General features: G+C 53.5%; 21 protein-coding genes. 11 read left to right on the forward strand and 10 right to left on the reverse strand.

Features of this window, described 5'->3' with window-relative positions; all coding sequences use genetic code 11:
• Nucleotides 1-382: 382 nt before the first annotated feature.
• From JT31_RS22955 to fumD, 3 genes are all read right to left on the reverse strand, one after another.
• Entirely contained in the window at nt 383-541 is a 159-nt protein-coding gene (locus tag JT31_RS22955) for a YqaE/Pmp3 family membrane protein (protein WP_038473509.1), read from the reverse strand.
• Between the two features lie 338 nt (nt 542-879).
• Nucleotides 880-1,233, reverse strand: coding sequence for a DUF1304 domain-containing protein (locus JT31_RS03850; protein WP_176982814.1), 354 nt, complete (start codon nt 1,231-1,233; stop codon nt 880-882).
• 40 nt (nt 1,234-1,273) lie between these two features.
• Nucleotides 1,274-1,489 carry a fumarate hydratase FumD gene (fumD, locus tag JT31_RS03855; protein ID WP_038473510.1) on the reverse strand — a complete coding sequence of 72 codons (216 nt, stop codon included), beginning with the start codon at nt 1,487-1,489 and terminating at the stop codon, nt 1,274-1,276.
• A gap of 343 nt (nt 1,490-1,832) precedes the next feature.
• Between fumD and JT31_RS03860 the strand changes: the two genes are divergently transcribed.
• Nucleotides 1,833-3,803 (forward strand): acyltransferase family protein, encoded by a 1,971-nt coding sequence (locus JT31_RS03860; protein ID WP_038473513.1) that lies wholly within the window; start codon nt 1,833-1,835, stop codon nt 3,801-3,803.
• 30 nt (nt 3,804-3,833) lie between these two features.
• Here JT31_RS03860 and JT31_RS03865 read toward each other — a convergent pair whose 3' ends face one another.
• Complete coding sequence (locus tag JT31_RS03865) at nt 3,834-4,106, reverse strand: hypothetical protein (RefSeq protein WP_038473515.1); 273 nt, start codon at nt 4,104-4,106, stop codon at nt 3,834-3,836.
• A gap of 141 nt (nt 4,107-4,247) precedes the next feature.
• Nucleotides 4,248-4,403: a hypothetical protein gene (locus tag JT31_RS03870; RefSeq protein WP_235212919.1), complete on the reverse strand. Its 156-nt coding sequence runs from the start codon at nt 4,401-4,403 to the stop codon at nt 4,248-4,250.
• 383 nt (nt 4,404-4,786) lie between these two features.
• Between JT31_RS03870 and JT31_RS03875 the strand changes: the two genes are divergently transcribed.
• Nucleotides 4,787-5,770 (forward strand): glycosyltransferase family 2 protein, encoded by a 984-nt coding sequence (locus JT31_RS03875; RefSeq protein ID WP_052048964.1) that lies wholly within the window; start codon nt 4,787-4,789, stop codon nt 5,768-5,770.
• A 98-nt stretch (nt 5,771-5,868) separates the two neighbouring features.
• Here the strand turns inward: JT31_RS03875 and icd are convergent, their stop codons facing one another.
• Nucleotides 5,869-7,119, reverse strand: coding sequence for an NADP-dependent isocitrate dehydrogenase (gene icd / locus JT31_RS03880; protein ID WP_038473518.1), 1,251 nt, complete (start codon nt 7,117-7,119; stop codon nt 5,869-5,871).
• A gap of 108 nt (nt 7,120-7,227) precedes the next feature.
• On the opposite strand from icd, the gene rluE reads away from it, so the two are divergent.
• From rluE to purB, 5 genes are read left to right on the forward strand one after another with little or no spacing between them, the layout of a single operon-like run.
• Nucleotides 7,228-7,890: a 23S rRNA pseudouridine(2457) synthase RluE gene (rluE, locus tag JT31_RS03885; RefSeq protein WP_038482753.1), complete on the forward strand. Its 663-nt coding sequence runs from the start codon at nt 7,228-7,230 to the stop codon at nt 7,888-7,890.
• Between the two features lie 9 nt (nt 7,891-7,899).
• Nucleotides 7,900-8,361: an NUDIX hydrolase gene (locus JT31_RS03890; protein WP_038473521.1), complete on the forward strand. Its 462-nt coding sequence runs from the start codon at nt 7,900-7,902 to the stop codon at nt 8,359-8,361.
• 53 nt (nt 8,362-8,414) lie between these two features.
• A complete protein-coding gene (gene mnmA / locus JT31_RS03895; protein WP_038473524.1) occupies nt 8,415-9,524 on the forward strand; it encodes a tRNA 2-thiouridine(34) synthase MnmA in 1,110 nt (369 codons plus the stop codon).
• A gap of 22 nt (nt 9,525-9,546) precedes the next feature.
• Nucleotides 9,547-10,176 (forward strand): high frequency lysogenization protein HflD, encoded by a 630-nt coding sequence (gene hflD, locus JT31_RS03900; protein ID WP_038473527.1) that lies wholly within the window; start codon nt 9,547-9,549, stop codon nt 10,174-10,176.
• Between the two features lie 16 nt (nt 10,177-10,192).
• Nucleotides 10,193-11,563: an adenylosuccinate lyase gene (purB, locus tag JT31_RS03905; protein WP_038473530.1), complete on the forward strand. Its 1,371-nt coding sequence runs from the start codon at nt 10,193-10,195 to the stop codon at nt 11,561-11,563.
• A 48-nt stretch (nt 11,564-11,611) separates the two neighbouring features.
• Here purB and JT31_RS23665 read toward each other — a convergent pair.
• Nucleotides 11,612-12,975, reverse strand: a protein-coding gene (locus JT31_RS23665; RefSeq protein WP_144244024.1) for an IS3 family transposase whose coding sequence is annotated in 2 segments (ribosomal slippage) — nt 11,612-12,498 and nt 12,498-12,975 — 1,365 coding nt in all. Because the reading frame shifts where the segments join, the coding sequence is not laid out codon by codon here.
• Nucleotides 12,976-13,241: 266 nt separating this feature from the next.
• Between JT31_RS23665 and phoP the strand changes: the two genes are divergently transcribed.
• From phoP to JT31_RS03930, 3 genes are all read left to right on the forward strand, one after another.
• The gene (gene phoP, locus JT31_RS03920) at nt 13,242-13,913 is read left to right on the forward strand and encodes a two-component system response regulator PhoP (protein ID WP_008453365.1); all 672 of its coding nucleotides are present in this window, start codon (nt 13,242-13,244) and stop codon (nt 13,911-13,913) included.
• Nucleotides 13,914-15,383, forward strand: a complete 1,470-nt coding sequence (phoQ, locus tag JT31_RS03925; RefSeq protein WP_038473537.1) for a two-component system sensor histidine kinase PhoQ — start codon at nt 13,914-13,916, stop codon at nt 15,381-15,383.
• 73 nt (nt 15,384-15,456) lie between these two features.
• A complete protein-coding gene (locus JT31_RS03930) occupies nt 15,457-16,578 on the forward strand; it encodes a cupin domain-containing protein (RefSeq protein ID WP_038473541.1) in 1,122 nt (373 codons plus the stop codon).
• A 69-nt stretch (nt 16,579-16,647) separates the two neighbouring features.
• Here the strand turns inward: JT31_RS03930 and JT31_RS03935 are convergent, their stop codons facing one another.
• From JT31_RS03935 to JT31_RS03945, 3 genes are read right to left on the reverse strand one after another with little or no spacing between them, the layout of a single operon-like run.
• On the reverse strand, nt 16,648-17,676 hold the full coding sequence (locus JT31_RS03935) for an ABC transporter ATP-binding protein (RefSeq protein ID WP_038473544.1): 1,029 nt from the start codon (nt 17,674-17,676) through the stop codon (nt 16,648-16,650).
• Entirely contained in the window at nt 17,664-19,361 is a 1,698-nt protein-coding gene (locus JT31_RS03940) for an ABC transporter permease (RefSeq protein ID WP_235212920.1), read from the reverse strand. Before JT31_RS03940 ends, JT31_RS03935 begins: the two co-directional genes overlap by 13 nt.
• Before the next feature lie 18 nt (nt 19,362-19,379).
• Nucleotides 19,380-20,357 (reverse strand): ABC transporter substrate-binding protein, encoded by a 978-nt coding sequence (locus JT31_RS03945; RefSeq protein ID WP_038473548.1) that lies wholly within the window; start codon nt 20,355-20,357, stop codon nt 19,380-19,382.
• A gap of 194 nt (nt 20,358-20,551) precedes the next feature.
• Here JT31_RS03945 and JT31_RS03950 point away from each other — a divergent pair, with 194 nt between their 5' ends.
• A complete protein-coding gene (locus JT31_RS03950; protein ID WP_038473550.1) occupies nt 20,552-22,978 on the forward strand; it encodes a DUF3772 domain-containing protein in 2,427 nt (808 codons plus the stop codon).
• Nucleotides 22,979-23,916 lie beyond the last annotated feature (938 nt).

Below are 23,916 nucleotides of genomic sequence, written 5' to 3' on the forward strand. Positions count from 1 at the left end.
TAACCTCAGGAGTGAAAACACGAGCATAGTAAAAGGGTAAGAATAAACGCTTCCTCAATAAAGCGGATTACCCATACATAATGCCCAGCACTTTCGTGTAACGGTTTGTACATCCTTGTTTTGAAAGCAAAATAATTAATCGGGAATTAATTTCAAACGTAATCATTTTGGCTATTTATTGATGTCGGGAATATTAAGAAAACCTTAATCAACGATAAACAAAACCGTTATTTTTGGGTATAGCGGAACTCTTTTTAATTTAAAGGAAATAAAAAGCCCACAAAAGTGGGCTCTGAGTGCTTGCACGAACTGCATATTGTTTGCTTACGCCGCCTGGAGGTCTTTTGGTTCAGAGAAGCCAGGGGGAGACGTTACCGCTGCATCAATCCCGGGTTTGCACCCAAAACGCATGGATGAGGCCAGGGAAGTAGCCCAGCAGGGTAAGGAGGATGTTGAGGATGAAGGCCCAGCCAAAGCCTTTGCCGATAAGCACGCCTAATGGAGGCAGGATAATTGTGAAAACGACTCGCCAAAAGCCCATATAAACTCCTGATAAATTCGGTTAATCCATTCGAAAGAACAAGCCTACCCCATAAAGGATAGACGAATCTTAGAATCTGTTCAGGCCGATTATTCTGGAAAATTTAGTTTTATAATTCATATTCGAAAAAAAACGTCATCAGGCACTTGCTAACGACAACGACTCAGGATAATTTCTTGGCTTCGGTAGCTTGATGAACCCTCATTCGCTATCGAATATGCCTATATTATCTCCTCCTCTGGAGGGTCCGGAACCACTCCAAAAAAGATCCGGTCGATCGCCAATTATATTAATGATGATAGCCTTATGGTGACCCGGCGTTTGCCGGGTTTTTTCGATTATATTCCCGCCAATAATGCCATCAATGCCAATGCCGCAGGTAGAGCCTGAACATAAAGTATTTTTTTGCTGGCTGTAAAGCCACCAAACAAACCGGCAATCAGGACACAAATAAGGAAAAACAGCTTAAATTCATAGCCGCTGCTCGCCGCCAGCAGCCCGTATATTAATCCAGCAGCCAGAAACCCGTTATACAAGCCCTGATTCGCCGCCAGCGTTTTCGACTGACGTGCAAACTCGGGAGACAAACCAAAGGCTCTCTGCCCCGCAGGTTTATCCCAAAGCACCATCTCCAGCACCAGAATATAAAGATGAATCAAAGCAATCAGGCCGATAAGAATACTGGCAATCATAGGTGATTCCTGATGGGGTTATATTGTCGACGGGCGCGAGCTAAACTTCATAGCCCAGCGCCTGGATAACGTGTGCCATCGCTTCGTCCGTCAGCGGGGAACGTTTGATTTTATGGTTTGCCAGCATGGTTCTGACCACGCCGGCAATCACAATGTGTTTCGGCTCCTGCCCCAGATCCCGCATCTCCAGCACCACCTTACCCACCACGCGGCACATCTCCTGATACAGTTCTTCGTCTTTTGCTTTTTTATCCATCTCGCCTCCGGCTTATCTGTTTGATCTTACGGTAGCATTTAAGCCCCAAATTTATAACCTGTGAAGGGAAAAACGGCTATGCTGTTCACTAATTGATAATAAACCAGGGCGAGAGAGATGAGATTATCACGGCCGATTTTGATGATCGCGCCTGCACTTTCTTCATCCACAGCATTTGCCGTAGATGTCTCACAAATTTACGACAAAGCTCGGGCTTTGGAAACGTTTATCCCCTGGCAGCAGATTCGCTTTCTTTAGGGGGATTCAGTAGATAAAATATTGTCACAACAATGACAAGAAACCTCAAAAGAGGTTTTCAGCGAAAAGTTTTAGAGGCAGCTTGATGCGTTACCGTTCAGATATTGATGGATTGAGAGCCATTGCGGTTCTGTTTGTGCTCATTTTTCACGCAGGACTCACCCTTTTTCCATCAGGATTCATTGGCGTCGACATTTTCTTTGTTATCTCAGGTTTTCTTATCACATCAATCATCACTAGTGCATTAAATAACAACAAACTTTCTGTCACCGATTTTTATGTTCGCCGACTTTGGCGTCTACAACCTGCGTTGATTGCAACGATCCTTTTTAGTCTGATAATTGCGACAATTTTTTATCTTCCGGAAGATTTTACCCACTTTTTACGCGAAGCCAAGTACACAACACTGTTTACCTCAAATCAGTATTTTTCTCGAGCAACAACGGCTTACGCTGCACCAGACACAGCATTTCTGTTATTACTCCATACATGGTCACTGTCAATAGAATGGCAATGGTATTTAGTCCTGCCGGCAGCATTACTCCTTCTTCATAAATATCTTCCATCCCGATGGCTCAGCCCTGTTGTCATTTCTACTACGTTGGCTATGGTCGCTTTATCCTTGTATCTGTCACAGGCATTTCCAGACAAAAGTTACTACTTTTTAAGCTCCCGAATATTTGAGTTTTTATTTGGTAGTTGTCTGATAATGTTAAAGAGTGAAAACCTGAAGCCCAATAACTTTATGGCCACTTGTATTGGGCTGGCAGCTCTTGGTGCGCTGTTTTACTGCGCTACCAGAACAAATATCGTCCTTGGTTATCCTGATTATCATGCCGTTATTGTTGCCGCAGCCTCAGCTGCACTTATTTACGTTGGCTCAGTCTCCGGCGGAATTGTTACCCGTGCACTATCAATTCCTCCCCTGGTATTTATCGGTACGATTTCTTACTCCCTTTATTTATGGCACTGGCCGATTTTTGCTGCAGGAAGATATTTGGGTTTTGAAGAAAATGGGATATTTACGACAGTCTGCTTAGCACTCACGTTTTCGCTGGCGTGGCTTTCTTACCTTTTCATAGAGAAACCCTTCAGGAAGAAACGCATCCCACTCTTAAAATCCTTTATTTATCTGTCATTGCTCCTCGCATTATTGTTCGTGGTACTCAGCGCTATTTCCGAAAAGCAGGATGGCCTTAGCAGGCGTTTTGGATCTCAGTTTCAGCAGGTTGCACTCACTCTCAAGCAAAATGAGTCACGCGACAGAAAATACTGCATCGATGGTAGCAGCGAACTAGAGAATAAAAACTGTACGATCGGTGATGTAAACGCCGCTAAAAAGGCATTGCTGATTGGCGACTCACATTCCAATCATTTTTGGAGCTTCTTTGATGTACTGGGTAAGAACGCCCATATGTCAGTTTTAGCTCAGGCCACCTCGTCCTGCTTAACGTTACCGGGTGTCTACCTGTTTGACTGGTGGTATTTCAAAGATACCGTTTATCAAAAATGCCATGATGATAGTGACAAGTTCTATGAAAACATTCGGCAAGGACACTTCGACTATGTAATTATTGGTGAGGTCTGGAGTAACTATGCTGGTGACAATATCGTCAATCATCCGCAAGACCCGCGTTCGATGGAATTGTCACATCAACGTATCGAAACAGCAATGAAGCAAGCCTTAGACATTATTATACAGTCAGGTGCACGACCAGTGATTATCAAGCAAATATACACTATGCCGGATAATTTTATGCACTGTTTTTATGACAGTGTGAAGTTCAGAAAAAAATACGTATCTAACAGTTGTAATACGAATACAAGGACAGATGATAGCAGTGAGTGGTTCCCACAGCTATTTAACCGGCTACAGAAAACTTACCCAACACTCATTATTATTGATCCTAAAGATGCTCAGTGCTCTGGTAATGTATGCAAAACTGATATTAATGGCGTTCCTGTCTATCGTGATGTCGGCCATATCAATGATTTTGCCTCTCATGAATTTGGCGTTGAGTATTTACGACAGCATAAAAATCCCTTTAATGAATAAATGAAAGGCGCGTTCAGCGCCTTTTATCTATCAATCCCATTTAAACGTCACACCTGCACGTGCGGTGCTATTGCTGTTATCGCGATCGTACTTAGAGTAAGGGTCGGACAGCAGCTTTTGGTCACCTTTATCAAGCTTGCCGTACATATTTTGCGGTTTCTTCTCTTCGTTGCTCAGGCACACGTTCCCGTGGCAGCCTGGCTCCTCTTCCGCCTCACTCCAGACCAGCTCCGATGCAGGTTTATTCGCGGCATAAACGTGGGTGGCAAACAATACAGCGCAGATGATGAGCGTCTTACTCATAAATAGTCCTTTTTATGATAATGATAATCATCTGCGATTTTAACATCATCCTGCGCAGTGACGACAATCAGTTTAAAACTGACTATTCTCCGCTGAATCAGCGATAAATAGCGAGATGAGCAGCCGGACAAAGACTCACGCCTACCCCAGGATCAGGACATCAACCGCCCTTTGTACTGCCGCATCGTCCAGACCATGTGCGTAAAGCTTGTGTACCATATCGGCTATCGACTCACGTGATAACGTCTCTTCTCCCGCCAGCAGCTGTACCACAGCGGTGCCAATTACCTGCAGCATTTCAGGATGAAACTCCTCGAAAACTTGCTTGCCCTTGTCCATAATCACTCCATAAATAAAGTCCCTGTCTTTCAAAACTAGCACAACAGCACTCAGACAAAGCTGGGATTTTTTCCCGATCCCTTTCCCTTTCGCAACGTCGTCAAATAACTCATTGATACAACTCCGTAACATTTCACGATTTTTTTATGTCTGAATTTTACAGCCAACACCCCACGCTTAGTCAGGCTTCACCATAAGGCGGGAAGCGTATTTGCCTGCTGCCAGTTTCAGCTTTCTATCCCATTCCGCTACTGATAAAATCCCTCACGCTTGAGCATGAAGCATTTTGATTGGCTTTTCCTTTTATAATTAAGTCGTTATATAAAAACAGGGCAACATTAATGGTTTCAGATTTTTTATTAAGCGTCATCATTCCTTGCTATAACTGTGAGAATTACATCAATGAGTGCCTGGCCTCCGTACATGCTCAAATAGATGATGACGTCGAGATCATTGTCGTCAATGACGGTTCCACAGATCGTTCCCTGGAAAAAATAGATTCCTTTATAAAAAATAATAAAGAAAGAGCCATTAAGGTTATATCTCAACAAAACCAGGGTATCTCAGCAGCCAGAAACACCGGTATCAATATGGCTTCGGGGCGTTATTTAGCATTGCTCGATGGGGACGATGTTTGGGAGCATACATTTTGGCAAAAAATAAAACCTATCCTGGAAAACAATAATGTTGATTTAATTGAGTTCAATGCCAACCGTTTTTATCATGGAAATCCAGATATACGTACACCTGTTTTAATGGTCACCAGGACGGGATTTTTAGCCATAAAATCCCTACGTGATCTGAGTGATATTTTTCAACGGAACGAATGGTTCCCATGGTCTCGGGTTTACAAAAGAGAATTATTTAACAAGGTACATTACCCTGTCGGTAGAAACTATGAGGACGTTGCCACTACGCCATTGATTTATATAGAATCGAAAAGTACCTATAGCCTCACGGATGAACTGCTTCTTTACAGGGTAAGAGAAGGCAGCATAACAAACACGCCAACAAGCAAAGATATTGATGATGTTATTTTTGCGTTAGCTGTATTTACTGAAATCCTTAATAAACGTCATCCCGCTGATGCGAACATTCTCGCCCCTGCCGTGCGCTCCACATACAGTCTGCTAAGAAGAATCAGCACCAATGTGCATGGCTATTGTTTCTTTAATGCAGAGCAGGCCAGGAAAATAAAATCATTGGTCTTGCCATTTAGCAAAACAGAAAAATTCAGTAAGAAGATAAAACTCTATTTCCTTAGAGAATATTGTCTGCTCAATAAAATTAAGTTCATTATTAATCGTCAGTTTTCACGTAAATGACTTAAGAATATTTTTATTATCATTGTTGGTAGCGCTTTTTTCTGAAAAATAAAACGGGAACCCTAGGGTTCCCGTTTTCACATAACCAGCGGCGCTGATTACATGTGTTTAATGATAGCGTCGCCAAACTCTGAACATTTCAGCAGCTTAGCGCCATCCATCAGACGCTCGAAGTCGTAAGTTACGGTCTTCGCATCGATAGCGCCTTCCATACCTTTGACGATCAGATCAGCCGCTTCGAACCATTCCATATGACGCAGCATCATTTCTGCGGACAGGATGATGGAGCCTGGGTTTACTTTGTCCTGGCCTGCATATTTAGGTGCAGTACCGTGCGTGGCTTCGAACAGCGCACACTCGTCACCGATGTTTGCGCCCGGTGCGATACCGATGCCGCCAACCTGTGCCGCCAGGGCATCAGAAATGTAGTCCCCGTTCAGGTTCATACAGGCGATAACGTCGTATTCAGCAGGACGCAGCAGGATTTGCTGCAGGAACGCATCGGCGATCACGTCTTTCACAACGATCTCTTTGCCGGTGTTAGGGTTCTTGATTTTCACCCACGGGCCGCCGTCGATCAGTTCGCCGCCGAACTCTTCGCGAGCCAGCTGGTAGCCCCAGTCTTTGAACGCGCCTTCGGTGAACTTCATGATGTTGCCTTTGTGCACCAGGGTCACGGAATCACGGTCGTTGGTGATTGCGTATTCGATGGCCGCACGAACCAGGCGCTTGGTACCTTCTTCGGAGCAAGGCTTGATGCCGATCCCACAGTGCTCAGGGAAACGAATTTTCGTCACACCCATTTCGTCACGCAGGAACTTGATCACTTTGTCCGCTTCGGCGCTGTCCGCTTTCCACTCGATGCCAGCATAGATATCTTCGGAGTTCTCACGGAAGATAACCATATCGGTCAGCTCAGGCTGCTTAACCGGGCTTGGTGTCCCCTGGTAGTAACGTACCGGGCGCAGGCAAACGTAGAGGTCAAGCTGCTGACGCAGCGCAACGTTCAGGGAGCGAATACCGCCGCCGACTGGGGTAGTCAGTGGGCCTTTGATGGCAACGCGGTAGTCACGAATCAGGTCCAGTGTTTCTTCTGGCAGCCAGACGTCCTGGCCATAAACTTGGGTAGATTTTTCGCCGGTATAGATTTCCATCCAGGAAATTTTCCGCTCGCCGTTGTAGGCTTTTGCCACGGCAGCATCCACCACTTTAATCATGGCTGGGGTTACGTCCACACCGATACCATCCCCTTCAATGAACGGGATCACTGGGTTGTGAGGTACGTTGATTTTGCCATTTTGCAGGGTGATCTTTTTACCTTCCGCCGGAACGACTACTTTGCTTTCCATTCACCTCTCCTTCGAGCGCTTCTGGTTTTTTGTTAATGATTTGTAATTTGCGGGGCTCATACTACTGCAATATCAGGCTCGCGCCAATCACTCATGTTTTCCGTTATAATGCGTCAATCCACACGCGCTGAAAACACTATGAATAAAACTTCTTTTAGGAATCACCAAGTTAAACGATTCAGCAACACGCAAGCCGCCAGACGCAAGCAGCCTGCCGGGCCAAAGAAGCTGGTTATCTTCAATAAGCCGTACGATGTGCTGCCGCAGTTTACCGACGAAGCGGGGCGCAGCACGCTGAAGGATTACATTCCTTTAGGGGGTATCTATGCCGCAGGCCGTCTCGACCGGGACAGCGAAGGGCTGCTGGTGCTCACCAATGACGGGGCGCTGCAGGCAAAACTGACCCAGCCCGGCAAACGTACCGGCAAAATTTATTACGTCCAGGTTGAAGGCGAGCCAACGGAAGAGGCGCTGGCAGCCCTGCGTAGCGGCGTTGAGCTGAACGACGGTCCTACGCTTCCGGCAGGGGCCGAGCTGGTTGCAGAGCCGGAATGGCTGTGGCCGCGCAATCCGCCGATTCGCGAACGCAAGGCTATTCCCACCCGCTGGCTGAAAATCACGCTTTATGAAGGCCGCAACCGCCAGGTTCGCCGCATGACCGCGCATGTTGGCTACCCTACCCTGCGACTGATCCGCTATGCGATGGGGGATTTGACCCTCGACGGCCTCGAGCCGGGCAGCTGGCGCGAACTCCCACTCACCTCCGCGTAAGGAAAGCTCATGTTCAAACCTCACGTCACCGTGGCCTGCGTTGTGCAGGCCGAAGGCCAGTTTTTAGTCGTCGAAGAAACCATTCAGGGTAAGGCACTGTGGAACCAGCCCGCCGGGCACCTCGAAGCCGACGAAACGCTGCTCGAGGCCGCCAAACGCGAGCTGTGGGAAGAAACGGGTATTACCGCCGAGCCGCAAAGTTTTATCCGCATGCACCAGTGGATTGCCCCGGACAACACGCCGTTCTTACGCTTCCTGTTTGCTATCGATCTGGACAAACAGCTGCCGACCACGCCGCACGACAGCGATATTGACCGCTGCCTGTGGCTCGATGCCGAAACCATTATAAATGCAACAAACCTGCGCTCGCCGCTGGTGGCGGAAAGCATTCGCTGTTATCAGCAGGAGCCGCGTTATCCCCTGTCTATGCTGGGGGCTTTTAACTGGCCGTTTACAAAGGGTGTCAAGTAGCAGGCTGCGTGATAGAATACGCCGCTTTCAAGTTCAATGTCGTGAGTCTCTCCATGTCTGATAACAGCCAGAAAAAAGTGATCGTCGGGATGTCCGGCGGTGTCGATTCCTCCGTCTCCGCTTACCTGTTGATGCAGCAGGGTTATAAGGTGGAAGGCTTGTTCATGAAGAACTGGGAAGAAGACGATGGCGAGGAGTACTGCACCGCAGCGGAAGATTTAGCCGATGCGCAGGCCGTTTGCGACAAGCTGGGCATTGAACTGCACACCGTTAACTTTGCCGCAGAGTACTGGGACAACGTGTTCGAACTGTTCCTCGAAGAGTACAAAGCCGGGCGCACGCCAAACCCGGACATCCTCTGCAACAAAGAGATCAAATTTAAAGCCTTCCTCGAATTTGCCGCAGAAGATTTAGGTGCCGATTACATCGCCACCGGCCACTACGTGCGTCGCGCTGACGTCAACGGGAAAAGCCAGCTCCTGCGCGGCCTGGACGGCAACAAAGACCAGAGCTACTTCCTTTATACTCTCGGCCACGAGCAAATCGCCCAAAGCCTGTTCCCGGTCGGCGAGCTGGAAAAACCGGAAGTGCGCCGCATTGCCGAAGAGCTGGATCTGGTCACCGCGAAGAAAAAAGACTCCACCGGTATCTGTTTCATCGGTGAACGCAAGTTCCGCGACTTCCTGGGCCGCTACCTGCCTGCACAACCGGGCAAAATCCTCACCGTGGACGGCGAAAGCGTAGGCGAGCACCAGGGATTGATGTATCACACCCTCGGACAGCGTAAAGGCCTCGGTATCGGCGGCACCAAAGAAGGATCTGAAGATCCGTGGTACGTGGTCGATAAAGACGTCGCCAACAATATTCTTGTCGTCGCGCAGGGCCATGACCATCCGCGCCTGATGTCCGTTGGGCTAATTGCCCAGCAGCTGCATTGGGTGGATCGCGAACCTTTAACCGCACCGCTGAGCTGCACGGTAAAAACCCGCTACCGCCAGACGGATATCCCCTGCACGATTACTCCGCTGGATGACGAACGCATAGAAGTGCGCTTTGAAGAGCCGGTGGCCGCCGTTACCCCAGGCCAGTCCGCGGTGTTCTACCTCGGCGAAGTGTGCCTCGGCGGCGGTATTATTGAGCAGCGTTTGCCGCTCGTCAGTTAATTACACACAAGGACGCAGCCCTGTGGCTAAAAACTACTACGACATTACTCTCGCGCTGGCCGGCATTTGCCAGTCAGCCCGTCTGGTGCAGCAGTTAGCCCATCAGGGTCATTGCGACAGCGACGCGCTTCACGTCTCGCTCAACAGCGTGATTGACCAGAATCCGGGTTCAACCCTGGACGTTTTTGGCGGCAGCGAAGCTAACCTTAAGCTCGGGCTTGAAACCCTGCTCGGCGTGCTGAACGCCAGCAACCGTCAGGGCCTGAACGCCGAGCTGACGCGCTACACGCTTAGCCTGATGGTGCTGGAGCGTAAACTCCACGCCGCCAAAGGCGCGATGGACACGCTCGGCAACAAAATTAACGGCCTGCAGCGCCAGCTGGAACACTTCGATCTCGAGTCCGAGACGCTGCTGAGCGCCATGGCCGGGATCTATGTCGACGTCATTAGCCCGCTTGGCCCACGTATTCAGGTCACCGGCTCCCCTGCCGTGCTGCAAAGCCCTCAGGTGCAGAGCAAAGTGCGTGCCGCGCTGCTGGCCGGTATTCGTGCCGCCGTGTTGTGGCATCAGGTTGGCGGTGGCCGCCTGCAGTTAATGTTTTCTCGTAGTCGCCTGACCACTCAGGCCAAACAAATTCTCGCTCATTGTTAACCTCTCAGGAGTTGTTATGGAATTATCCTCACTGACCGCCGTTTCCCCCGTTGACGGGCGCTACGGCGACAAAGTCAGCGCTCTGCGCGCTATTTTCAGCGAATTCGGTCTGCTGAAATTCCGCGTACAGGTCGAAGTACGTTGGCTGCAAAAGCTGGCCGCGCACGCAGCGATCAAGGAAGTTCCTGCTTTTGATGCGGACGCAAACGGTTACCTTGATAAAATCGTTGCGGAGTTCAGTGAGGCTGACGCCGCGCGCATCAAAACCATCGAGCGCACCACCAACCACGACGTGAAGGCGGTTGAGTACTTCCTGAAAGAGAAAGTGGAAGCGATCCCTGCCCTGCACGCGGTATCCGAGTTTATTCACTTCGCCTGTACTTCCGAAGACATCAACAACCTGTCCCACGCGCTGATGCTCGACACCGCACGTAAAGACGTGGTGCTGCCATACTGGCGTAAAATCATCGACGCGGTGAAAGACCTTGCCGTGCAGTATCGCGACATCCCGCTGCTGTCCCGTACCCACGGCCAGCCTGCGACGCCGTCCACCATGGGTAAAGAGATGGCAAACGTCGCTTACCGCATGGAGCGCCAGTTCCGCCAGCTCGGCAACGTTGAAATTCTCGGCAAAATCAACGGCGCGGTCGGTAACTACAACGCCCACATCGCCGCTTACCCGGAAGTTGACTGGCACCAGTTCAGCGAAGAATTCGTGACTTCCCTGGGCATTCAGTGGAACCCGTACACCACCCAGATCGAACCGCACGACTACATCGCCGAGCTGTTTGACTGCATCGCGCGCTTCAACACCATCCTGATCGACTTCGACCGCGACGTGTGGGGCTACGTGGCCCTGAACCACTTCAAGCAGAAGACCATCGCCGGTGAGATTGGCTCCTCCACCATGCCGCACAAGGTGAACCCGATTGACTTCGAAAACTCCGAAGGCAACCTCGGCCTGTCCAACGCCCTGCTACAGCACCTGGCCAGCAAGCTGCCGGTCTCCCGCTGGCAGCGCGACCTGACGGACTCCACCGTGCTGCGTAACCTGGGCGTGGGTATCGGCTACGCGCTGATCGCCTACCAGTCCACCCTGAAGGGGGTGAGCAAGCTGGAAGTGAACCGCGATCGCCTGCTGGACGAGCTGGATCACAACTGGGAAGTCCTGGCAGAGCCTATTCAGACCGTGATGCGCCGCTACGGCATCGAAAAGCCGTACGAGAAGCTGAAAGAGCTGACCCGCGGCAAGCGCGTTGACGCCGAGGGCATGAAGCAGTTCATCGACAGCCTAGAGCTGCCGGAAGAAGAAAAAACCCGCCTGAAGGCCATGACGCCAGCCAACTATATTGGCCGCGCCACCACCATGGTTGACGAGCTGAAGTAATCTTAAGGCCCTCTTCTGGACTGACCCCATAAAGTTGGACAGTTCATGTTAAGCGGCTATCGGGGTCTGGGTTCGGTATTCTACCGGACTCAGGCCTTTTAATTTCAGACTGATCCGCTCGTTGTTATAGTAATGGATATAGTCCTCTATCGCCTTCCTCAGTTCATTCAGATCGCTGAACCTGTTCAGGTAAAAACACTCCGATTTCAGTGTGCCGAAGAAGTTCTCCATCACCGCATTATCCAGACAGTTTCCTTTGCGCGACATACTTTGTGTCATGCCCTGTGCCTTTAACCTTGCCTGATAGCCTGCCATTCGATATTGCCAGCCCTGATCCGTGTGCAGCAAGGGGCTATCTTCCGGGCTGAGCTTCAGGAACGCATCGCGCAGCATGCTATTAACCATCTCCATCACCGGCCTTTCCGACAGGCTGTAGGAGATAATCTCCCGGTTAAACAGATCGAGAACCGGCGACAGATACAGCTTTTTACCCTGTACTGAGAACTCGGTGACATCCGTGACCCATTTTTCGTTGGCTTTCGATGCCCCGAAGTTCCGGCCCAGGATATTGGGTGCAGCCTTGCCCACTTCCCCTTTCCAGGCACGATATTTCTTCACCCTTATCAGAGAACGGAGCGACAGTTCTGCCATCAGCCGCTGTACAGTTTTATGGTTCACCAGCAGACCCTGCCTTCTCAGCGAGAGCGTGATCCTGCGGTAGCCATAACGCCCTTTGTGATAGTGATAAATCTCTCTGATTTTGGCTTTCAGCCCGGCATGCCTGTCTGCTCGCTTCAGCGCATTGATATTGTGATACCACGTACTGCGGGACATGCCCGCTGCACGAAGAAGATCACTGAGCGCATACTCCAGCCTTAGTTCGTTGATTATTGCGGCTTTCCGCCGTTTTTCTCGCTTTGAACTAAGGCCTTCAGCTTTTTTAGATAGGCATTCTCTGCTCGCAGGTAACGAAGTTCAGCCCGCAACTCTTCGGGAGATAACTTATCCAGCGCAGCATCGGTAAGTGGAGGTGTTTTTTTGGGTTTTGTCATGTCCTTGCTCCGGCCAGGTTTTATGCTCAGAAGTCCTTTTTCACCTGCGTCTTTGTAGACATTCACCCAGTGCCGGACAACGGTTTCAGTGGAGATATTAAACCGTGCGGCAGCTTCGCGCATCGAAAGTTCTTCAGCGAGAATCGTGCGTACGACAGCAATCCGGAACGCCGGAGAATGGCGGTCATTTTTCCAGGTAATGCCATCAATACCGTGGAGTTGCCAGGCTCTTACCCAGCGTCGCACTGATGTTCTTTCAACACCAAAACGTTCAGCGGTACGATGTGTTCCATCTTTTCCGGCAAGGTAGTGTTTGACTACAGCTAATCTGGTTTCGAGGGAATATTTTGGCTTTGCCATAAAAAACTGCACCTTACTCAGTTGGGTGTCCAACTTTTGGGGTGCAGTCCATTCGGAGGGCTTTTTTTTGCCTTCTGTTTGCCCCCCACCCCGGCCCTCACCCTAACCCTCTCCCTACGGGAGAGGGTTAGGGTGAGGGCCTAAGCCGTATTACATTGTTGACTCAGCGTTAATGTTCATGAGGGCATTGTTTATACGAGGTTTATTCCCTGTCATGAATAATTAGCGCTAAACTATCAATACTATGAATAGACTGGGGAAATACGATGCGCGTTCTGGTTGTGGAAGATAATGCCCTGTTGCGCCATCATCTGAAGGTACAGCTGCGTGAAGCGGGCCATCAGGTGGATGCGGCCGAGGATGCCAAAGAGGCAGACTATTTCCTGAATGAACATACGCCGGACATTGCGATTGTTGACTTAGGGCTGCCGGACGAAGACGGCATGAGCCTGATCCGCCGCTGGCGCAGCCACGATGTCACCATCCCTATTATGGTGCTGACCGCCCGCGAAGGCTGGCAGGATAAGGTTGAAGTGCTGGGCGCCGGGGCCGATGACTACGTCACCAAACCTTTCCATCTGGAAGAAGTTGTCGCCCGCATGCAGGCGCTGATGCGCCGTAACAGCGGCCTGGCCTCGCAGGTGATTTCCCTGCCGCCGTTCCAGGTGGACTTGTCCCGCCGCGAGCTGTCGATCAACGACAACCTGATCAAGCTCACCGCGTTTGAATACACCATCATGGAAACCATCATCCGCAACGCCGGGAAAGTGGTCAGCAAAGACTCGCTGATGCTGCAGCTCTACCCGGACGCCGAGCTGCGCGAAAGTCACACTATCGACGTGCTGATGGGCCGTTTACGTAAAAAAATTCAGGCTGAATATCCGCAGGAAGTGATTACTACCGTGCGCGGCCAGGGCTACCGATTCGATCTCCACTAAATGTTGAAAATTTTTCGCCACATTCTGCCCCTCTCGCTGCGGGTTCGCTTCTTACTGGCTACCGCCGCGGTGGTGATGGTGCTGTCCCTGGCCTACGGCCTGGTGGCGCTGGTCGGCTACAGCGTCAGCTTTGACAAAACCACTTTCCGCCTGCTGCGCGGCGAAAGTAACCTGTTCTATACGCTTTCCAGTTGGAAGGACGGCAAACTGCAGGTGGATTTGCCTGACAACATCAGCATACAAAGCCCGACCATGGCGCTGATTTACGACGAGCACGGCAAGCTGCTGTGGATGCAGCGCAACGTCCCGGACGTGGTGCAGCAGATCCAGAAAGAGTGGCTAACCGGCAACGGTTTCCACGAGCTGGAGGCTGACTACGCCACCAGTAGCGCCCTGCTGGACAACGATAAAGACCGCCTCGCCCAGCTGAAAGACATGCACGATGACGAAAGCGACGACGGCTACGAAATGACCCACTCGGTGGCGGTGAACCTTTACCCCGCGACCCCGCGCATGCCCGCGCTGACTGTGGTGGTGGTCGACACCATTCCTATTGAGCTGAAGCGCTCTTACATGGTGTGGAGCTGGTTTATCTACGTCCTGCTGGCCAACCTGCTGTTGGTGGTACCGCTGCTGTGGCTGGCCGCCTGGTGGAGCTTACGCCCGATTCAGGAGCTGGCTCAGGAAGTGCGCGAGCTGGAAAAACACGACCGCGATAGCCTCAACCCGGAAACGACCCGCGAGCTGACCAGCCTGGTTCGTAACCTGAACCAGCTGCTGCGCACCGAGCGTGACCGACACGACAAATACCGCACCACGCTGACGGACTTAACCCACAGCCTGAAAACCCCGCTCGCCGTGCTACAGTCGACCTTGCGTTCGCTACGCACCGACAAGATGAACGTCGAGCAGGCCGAGCCGGTGATGCTGGAGCAAATCAGCCGCATCTCGCAGCAGATTGGTTACTACCTGCATCGCGCCAGCATGCGCGGCAACAGCACGCTGCTTAGCCGCGAGCTGCATTCCGTTGCGCCGCTGCTCGACAACCTGTGCTCCGCGCTGAACAAGGTGTACCAGCGTAAAGGCGTGAACATCACGCTGGACGTGTCGCCGGAAATTACTTTTATTGGTGAGAAAAACGACTTTATGGAAGTGATGGGCAATTTGCTGGATAACGCCTGTAAATACTGCCTGGAGTTCGTGGAAATCACCGCCCGCCAGACCGACGACACGCTGCACCTGATCGTGGATGACGATGGCCCGGGTATACCGGAAAGCAAACGCGCAATGGTCTTCGACCGGGGCCAGCGGGCCGATACGCTGCGCCCTGGCCAGGGCGTGGGGCTGTCGGTTGCCAGAGAAATTGTCGAGCAGTACAACGGCGAGATCCAGACCAGTGCCAGTATTCTGGGCGGCGCGCGCATGGAAGTTATTTTCGCCCGCCAGCAGCCGGAACAGGATGAAGGGTGAAATAGTCCCGTAACCCGGCTCGCCATCCGTTATAATCCGTGTCAGGCTCCTCCATCTGCAGGAAGACAATAATATGGATTATCACCTGGATTTAAACTGGCCCGACTTTATTGCACGCTACTGGCAAAAACGCCCTGTGGTGCTGAAGCGTGGCTTTAAAAACTTCATCGACCCTATTTCACCGGATGAGCTTGCCGGTCTTGCCATGGAAAACGAGGTGGACAGCCGCCTCGTCAGCCATCAGGGCGGTAAATGGCAGGTCAGCCACGGCCCGTTCCAGAGCTACGATCACCTCGGCGAAAACAACTGGTCGCTGCTGGTGCAGGCCGTGAACAACTGGCATGAACCTTCCAGCGCCCTGATGCGCCCCTTCCGCGCCCTCCCCGACTGGCGCATTGACGACCTGATGATCTCCTTCTCTGTGCCAGGCGGCGGCGTTGGCCCGCACCTTGACCAGTACGACGTGTTTATTATTCAGGGCGTGGGCCGCCGCCGCTGGCGCGTGGGCGAAAAAGTCGCCATGAAACAGCATTGCCCGCACCCGGATCTGCTCCAGGTTGAGCCGTTCGACGCCATCATCGACGAAGAGATGGAGCCGGGCGACATTCTGTATATTCCACCAGGCTTCCCGCACGAAGGTTACTCGCTGGAAAACGCGCTGAACTACTCCGTGGGCTTCCGTGCGCCAAGCGGCCGCGAGCTTATCAGCGGCTTTGCTGACTATGTGCTGCAGCGTGAGCTGGGCGGCCTGCGTTACACCGACCCGGACGTGCCTGAGCGCCAGCATCCGGCGGATATTCTGCCGCAGGAAGTCGACAAGCTGCGCGGCATGATGCTGGACATCGTCAACCAGCCGGAGACCTTTAACAGCTGGTTGGGTGAGTTTATTACCCAGTCCCGCCACGAGCTGGACGTCGCGCCGCCGGAGCCACCGTATCAGCCGGATGAAATCTACGATGCGCTGCAACAGGGCGACAAGCTGGTGCGCCTGGGCGGCCTGCGCGTGCTGCGCGTAGCCGGTGAGGTGTACGTGAACGGCGAGAAGCTCGACAGCCCGCATCGCCCGGCGGTCGAAGCGCTAGCCAGCCACATCAAGCTGGACGCCGGGAAGTTGGGTGACGCGCTGGAAGATCCTTCCTTCCTGGCCACGTTGGCCGCGCTGGTGAACAGCGGTTACTGGTTCTTCGAAGACTAAAGACCCGCCCCGCCTTCACCGTTTTTATTACGGCGAAGGCGGGATATTCCCGCTTACAGCGTGACTCTCTCACGCCGCATCCAGCCGCCAGCCCTGTAACAGTTGCACATGCACCGTTTGCTGCACCGCCAGCGGCGCAGAATGAAACGCGCTCAGCGCCTGCCCGTCCTGTAAACGTAGCTCCAGCAGATACCGCTCTCCCTGATAAATACAGCTTTCGACGCTGGCACTCAGCCCGCTATCCGCGACCTGAACATGCTCGGGACGAACCAGCACCGGCACGGTTTTACGGCTCGCCGGATGAGCAAAACCCTCATGCAATGCGGGCAGATCCAGCTGCCGTGCTCCGGGCGATACGCCAAGGGAGAGCACGCTGCCTTTGCCAATAAACCGCGCCACCCAGCCATTTTGCGGCTGCTGATAAAGCTGCTGCGGCGTGCCCCACTGCATCAGCTCGCCCTGGTGCATCACGGCAATATGGCTGGCGAGCGCCATCGCTTCGGCCTGATCGTGCGTCACATAGACAAAAGTCGCCCCCGTGCGGCGGTGAAATTCGCGAAAAGTTTGCTCCATCGTGGCGCGTAGGTGGCGGTCAAGGTTCGCCAGCGGCTCATCGAGCAAAACCACCTGCGGCTCCGAAACCAGGCAACGAGCCAGCGCCACCCGCTGCCGCTGCCCGCCGCTAAGTTCCTGGGGCGAGCGCCCAAAGTACGCCCCAAGCTCCACGACTTCCAACGCCTCCATCACCCGCTTCTGGCGAGCGGCGCCGTTAATCTTACGCAGCTTCAACGGGTAGCCGACGTTTTCGCCCACGGTCATATGCGGCCACAGGGCGTAGGACTGAAACACCATGCCCATGTCACGCTGTTCCGGCGGAACGTGGGTGGCGCTGTCCGCCAGCAGCTTATCGCCCAGCAGCAGACGACCGCCGCTCAGCGCTTCAAGGCCAGCCACAATCCGCAGCGTGGTCGTTTTACCGCAGCCGCTCGGCCCCAGCAAGGCGGTAAACGCCCCGTCCGGGATCGTCAGATTGAGATCCCGCACCACGGCCTGTTCGCCAAAAACTTTGCTGAGCTTGTCCAGCCTTAGCTCTGCCATGGAATGACTCCTTTCGGTAAATAACGGCCCAGCGCGCCCAGCAGCAGCATCACTGCGGCCACCAGCATCACCACCAGCACGGAAATCGCCGATGCCATGACTTTGTCGCCGCTTTCGTCGAGATTAAAAATGACCACGCCGAGGGTTTCTTTCCCGGCGCTCCACAGCAGCGCGGAGACGGTCAGCTCGTTCACCGCCGTGAGAAATACCAGCAGCGCACCGGCAAATGCCGCCGGGGCCAGCAGCGGCAGGACGATGTGGCGTAACCGCCGGGAGGCGTCGGCCCCCGCCAGGCTCGCGGCCTCCTCCATCGCCGGGTCCAGCTGCAGCATGCTGGTGTGAACCGGCTTCAGGCAGACGGTAAGAAACCGGGCCAGATAGGCGAAGAAGATAATCGTCAGCGTGCCGCTGAGGCTGACGTTCAGCAGCGGCAGCGGGCGCGCAAACAGCAGAATACAGGCGATGGCCAGCACCACGCCGGGCAGCGTGTAGGGAATATCTATCAGGCTGTGCAGCCAGCGCAGCGGCCGGCTGGGGCGGCGCACCAGCAGCCAGGCCAGCGGCAGGCTCAGCGCCATCAGCAGCGCGGCGGCACCGACTGACAGCAGCATACTGTTGGTCAGCGCCCGCCAGGTGGCGCTGTGCTCGTCAAAAATGGCGCGCCAGGCGGTAAACGTCAGCGTGTCGCCGTTGAGCGGCACGCCCAGCGTGGGCACCAGGGAAGTAGTAATCAGCGCCAGCAGCGGGGCAATCAGCATCCCGCCCAGCACGATCGCCAGCAGGATCTCCACCGCCAGCCGCCTTTTACCTGCAGCAAAACTTGCCGCTCGCCCCGCCATGCCGATCAGCGGCAAAGCGTAACGCCGCTGCATAATCCCCTGCAGCGTCACAATGGCGACGGCCAGCACGCCCATCAGCACCGAGAGCGAGGCCACCTCGTTCAGCATCGACGGGCCAAAGCTGGAGAGCGTCTGGTAGATGTAAACGGGCAGCACGAAGTAGGAGATGGGGATGCCGAGCATCGCCGGGATCCCGAAGTTACCGAGGGCGGAAACAAAAGCCAGCGCCGCCCCGGCCCACAGCGCGGGTCGGCACAGCGGCAGAATGATGTCGATGAAAACCCGCCCAAGAGAAGCGCCGTTCAGCCGCGCCGCCTCAATCTGTTCCTGGGGCAAACTTTGCAGCTGCGTGCGCAGGGTCAAAAACACCAGCGGCCCGTGCTGGATGCCGAGCAGGAACGCTATGCCCTCGGCGGAATAAAGCGGGTTGGTACTGCCAAACCCTGGCGCCAGGCCGAGGCTGTTGAGCAGCACGCTGCCGGGCCCGAACAGCTGCAGCCAGCTCAGGGCGGTGACCTGCGGCGGGATCATCATCGGCAGCATAAAGAGAAACGCCCATGCCTGGCGGCCACGGATGTTCATCAGCCCGAGGCAAAAGGCAAACAGGCTGCCCAGCAGGAGGGACAGCAGCGCCCCCAGGCCGCTGGTGTACAGGCTATTCCACAGCGCTATCCAGGTGGTCGGGTTGCTGAGCACGCGCCCCAGGCTGCTGTGGCTGCCCAGCCGCCAGTCCAGCAGCGCGGAGGCCAGTAATTGCAGGCTGGGGAGCAGGCTCAATAACGCAATGACGACGATAAGCAGACGCAGCAGCCCTTTCATCAGGCTGCCGTCGTCGGGGCGGGACAATGCCAGGCCAGGCATCAATCAGCGGCTACCGAACAGGTCGGCAAATCGCTTTTTGTTCGCTTCGGTGTCCGCCAGCGCCTGGGCGGCATCAAACGGCATGATTTTGATGCTGTCACGCGGCGGGAAGCCCTGCGGCACCGGCAGGCTCGCATCGGCAGGCAGATAGCCCTGTTTCAGCACCAGCTCCTGCCCCACCTTAGAGAGCACGAAGTCGATAAACGCTTTCGCCGCTTCGGGATTTTTAGCGCCCTTCATCATCGCCACCGGCTCGGTGACAATACTCACGCCCTCGGTCGGGAATACAAACTCAATCGGCGCGCCCTTGGCCTTCTCGCGGATCGCCATGTAATCGACCAGTACGCCATAAGCCTTGCTGCCGGAGGCAATGGCGTTCATCACCGCGCCGTTACCGCTCTGCGGCATCGCCCCGTTGGCCTTCAGTTTTTCGTAGTATTGCCAGCCCAGCGTCGGGGCGCCCATAACTGCGGCCTGATGGATCTGCGCCGCGCCGGAATACAGCGGGCTGGGCAGCGTGGTCATGTTCTTCAGCTCGGGTTTGAGCAAATCGAGCCACGACCCAGGTTTGACCGGGGCTTTGCTGTGATACGCAATGCCGGTGGTGATCAGCTTGGTGCCGTAATAATAGCCGTCTTTGTCATACAGCTGGGCATCGAAGCGCGTGGCTTCGGGTGACTTGTAAGCCGCCAGCAGGTTTTGCTGCTTGAGGGATTCCATCGTCACGCTGTCCGCAATCAGCAGCACGTCCGGCACTGCCCCCCCGGCCGCCATCTCCGCCTGTAAACGGGCGGTCAGCTTGCTGGTGCCGTCGCGGATCCATTTCACTTCAATGTCCGGGTTCGCTTTTTCGAAGGCGCTGACGGTGGTCTGCGCATCTTCATTGGGCTGGCTGGTGTACAGCGTTAAGGTGGATTTAGCCAGCGCAGAAGCGCTCATGACCGCCAGCATCACCATCAGCAACACATGTTTTTTCGTCATTTTTTGTCCCTTTTTTCCGTTGCGACGATTAAAGCAGCCGAATCTGACAAGAGTGTGACCAGAACCAAACAAAGCAGGTCTTTTGGACCAACGGGATAAGTAACCCCTCTGGACCGCCGATGATAAAAAATGGCAATCTGATCGCCCGCTGACCATACTTTAAAAACATTAATAGGGACATTGAGAATTTTCCCATGAGCAAATCGCTGCCTGTTTTCCTCGCCACCTTCTTGCTATTTATCGGCCTGTTTCTGGCACCCCAAAGTACCCTTGCCGCACAAACCGAAGGCCAGGAGCCCAGCCTCAAAGAGATTGCCGGGCAGTTAAAGCAATACAAAACGCAGATAGACAACATCAAGCAGCAGGTTTCCCAGACCAATACCGACAGCCGGCTGATCAAGCTGTTCGACACCACGCAAAAGCTGGGCGTGGAGGTGGATAACCTGGCCGCCCTGCTGCAGCCGATGCATGAGAAAGTCCAGGCTCAGCTGCAGGTTCTGGGGCCAGCGCCGGAGTCTGGGGCGGGAAATGAAACCGCCAGCGTTTCCCAGCAGCGCAATGCGTTAAACAGGGACAAAAAGCAGATTGATGAGGCGATCGGCACCTCGCAAAGCCTGCAAACCAATATCCGCGCGCTGGGCATTCAGATTAACGATCTCCGCCGCACCTATTTTAAGTCGCAGCTGACGTCCAACAGCGGCAGCATGCTAAGCGGCACCTTCTGGCTGCAGGAAGCCGACACCCAGGCCGTGGATATCCAGCGCTTCAACGACTTCTGCCAGCAGCTGCTGAAAACCTGGCAGGCGGCCTGGGAGCCAGAGTGGTTCTGGGGCACCTTCTGGCTGCTCGTGGCCGCCGCCGGGATTGCGTTCTCAGGCTGCTATCTGATTGACCGGCTGCTGGTGTGGATCAATATCAGTTATTTGCCGGATGGCCGCCTGCGCCGCAGCTTCAACACGCTGGCCAGCACGTTAGTGACCATGTTTACCATTATGCTGGCGCTTTCCATTGTGAAAAGTGCTTTTTCGCGGGTGGCGGAGTTCTCTCCCCAGGTGAGCGATTTTGTCGACGGCTTCTTCCAGCTGGCCGTATTCTGCTCGCTAATTTATGGCGCAGGCCGGGCGTTTCTTTCCCTGAAACGCCCTTCATGGCGGCTGGTGCAAATCGACGACAGCGTGGCCGAAAGCGTGCGTTACTTCCCGCCGCTGCTGGCGATTCTGGGCCTGCTTATTGGCTGCCTCGATCTCTTTAATAATACGATTGGCGCCAGCCTCGGCACCACGATCCGCGCCAACGGGCTGATTTCCGCCGTCATGGCCAGCGTCCTGCTGGTGATGATGGTGCGCGTGCAGCACGCCCACCGCCGACTGGAAAAAGAGGGCGAACCTGCCGAGAAACGTTCCCGGCTCGATGCGCTGGTCTGCATGCTGATCATGCTCGCCTCGCTGGTGATTCTGGCGTCGCTGCTGATCGGCTACATCGCCTTCGCCCGCTACCTCACTTACCAGATGATCTGGTTCAGCATGGTGCTGATGGCGTTTTATTATCTGGTGACCTTCGCCACCGACTTTTTCGCCGCCGTTTTTTCACCGCACACCGCCACCGGCCAGGCGATGAAAAAGTCGCTGCGGTTTAAAGACCGGCACCTTGAGCAGCTGGCCGTGGTGTTTACCGCCTTTACCAAATGCACCCTGCTATTAATAACTATCATCGCGCTGTTTAACGGGACCTTTGGCACCACTACCCCGAGCCTGCTTATCAGCAAGCTGGTGACAATTTTAAGCGGCGACGGGCTGAAGCAGCTGCACATCGTGCCCGGCAATTTACTGAACGCCGTGCTTTGCCTGGTGATTGGCCTGTACATTCTGCGAGTAACCCAACGCTGGCTCAGCCAGGAACTGCTGCCCAAAACCATTACCGATATCGGCATTCGCGCCTCGCTGATTACGCTGTTTACCAACGTCGGCTACGTGCTGCTGATCCTCATCACCCTGGCCGCGCTGGGCATTCAGTGGAACAACCTGGCCTGGATTGTCAGCGCCCTGTCGGTGGGGATCGGCTTTGGCCTGCAGGAGATTGTGAAGAACTTTATCTCCGGCCTGATCCTGCTGACGGAACGCCCGGTCAAGGTCGGCGATATGATAGGCATCGGCGGCATTGAGGGCGACGTGCGGCGGATCAACGTGCGTGCCACGGAGATCCAGCTCAGCGACCGCTCGACGATGATCGTCCCCAACTCGCAGCTGATTTCCCAGAACGTGCGCAACGCCACAATGGGCAATGCCCAGGGGGTAGTCACCATCGCCCTGACCTTCCCGACCAATATTGACCCGGAGCTGGTGCGCGATTTACTGCTCAGCGCCTATCAGGACTATGAGGCGATCCTCCCGACGCCTGCGCCGTATGTGCGCTTCAGCCAGCTGGGGCCGGAGGGCATTATCCTGAGCGTGACCGGCTACGTCGCCAGCCCGCGCATGGTTGGCTCTAGCAAAAGCGAACTGTTGTTTAATATCCTCAAGCTGCTGCGCAAAAATGAGGTAAATCTCTCCAGCCCGCAGGAAGTTGTTTTTATGAGGCAGCGGGCGAAGGCTTTAGACGATGACGATGAGTTTTCTTCATAGGGCTGGCATGGCTGACGAGCCGCTTGCCTGATTCTCAGGTTCCCTGCCCGCCTTCGCCGCGCCTTATCACGACGAAGGCGGGAGCCCCTCTGATCTTCCACCTTTAACAGCTCAATGAGATGCGGCGGCGGCGGATGCTCTAAAACCACTCTCAGCACGCTAAACCCTGCCAGCAAACGCCCCGCCAGCGCGAGATATTCAGCGTGGTTATCTATTTCGATTAATTCATCCACCCGGCAGCGGCAAATATGCAGCACATGAAATAAATCATCCTTTGCGCTCAGCGGCATTTTTAATAAGGCTGCGATGCCCTCGGCAATAATCGTTTGATCCTTCGTCATTTCCGTGTGCGTGAATGTGTTACTATCGGCATTAGCCATGGCGTGACTCCCTATAAGTTACGTTGTGGTTAGTCCTCGTCTGGTATTGGTGTACCTTTCAGGGGCGAATTTTTTCTTCGGTTACCTTTGATTGCTTCTTGAGTATCAACTTCTGTTTTTATACTGGATAAGTCAACAGTGGTTTGGTGGTTAATTATTGGAAACTGAAAAAATTCGAGGGGGATCTCGGAAATGTGATAACTGGGGAGTTGGGTTTCATTGAGGGGATTATCTAACTTCTTTGATAACCCCCTCCAAAGAAGATCATAACGATAATTTACTACTCGCATCATTCAGAGTTATTTTAATTTAACTCTATAATTCATCTTGGTTTTTCCTGTTTATAACAAAGTGGCTTTATTAAAATAAGACTCCCCATATAGATCTTGAGAAAAAACACTACTAATATTGGTAGTTGTTTTTCTAGAATGAATGAATTTCATATATGTATCACTAACAATATATTTTAGGATAAAAGCGGGGGGTTGAATAATATTTTTATAAGTGGTATGACCTTACAGGATTTACCATATTTTGTACAAAAGGAAGCAAGTTATC

Source organism: Cedecea neteri (assembly GCF_000757825.1).
GTDB lineage: Bacteria > Pseudomonadota > Gammaproteobacteria > Enterobacterales > Enterobacteriaceae > Cedecea > Cedecea selenatireducens.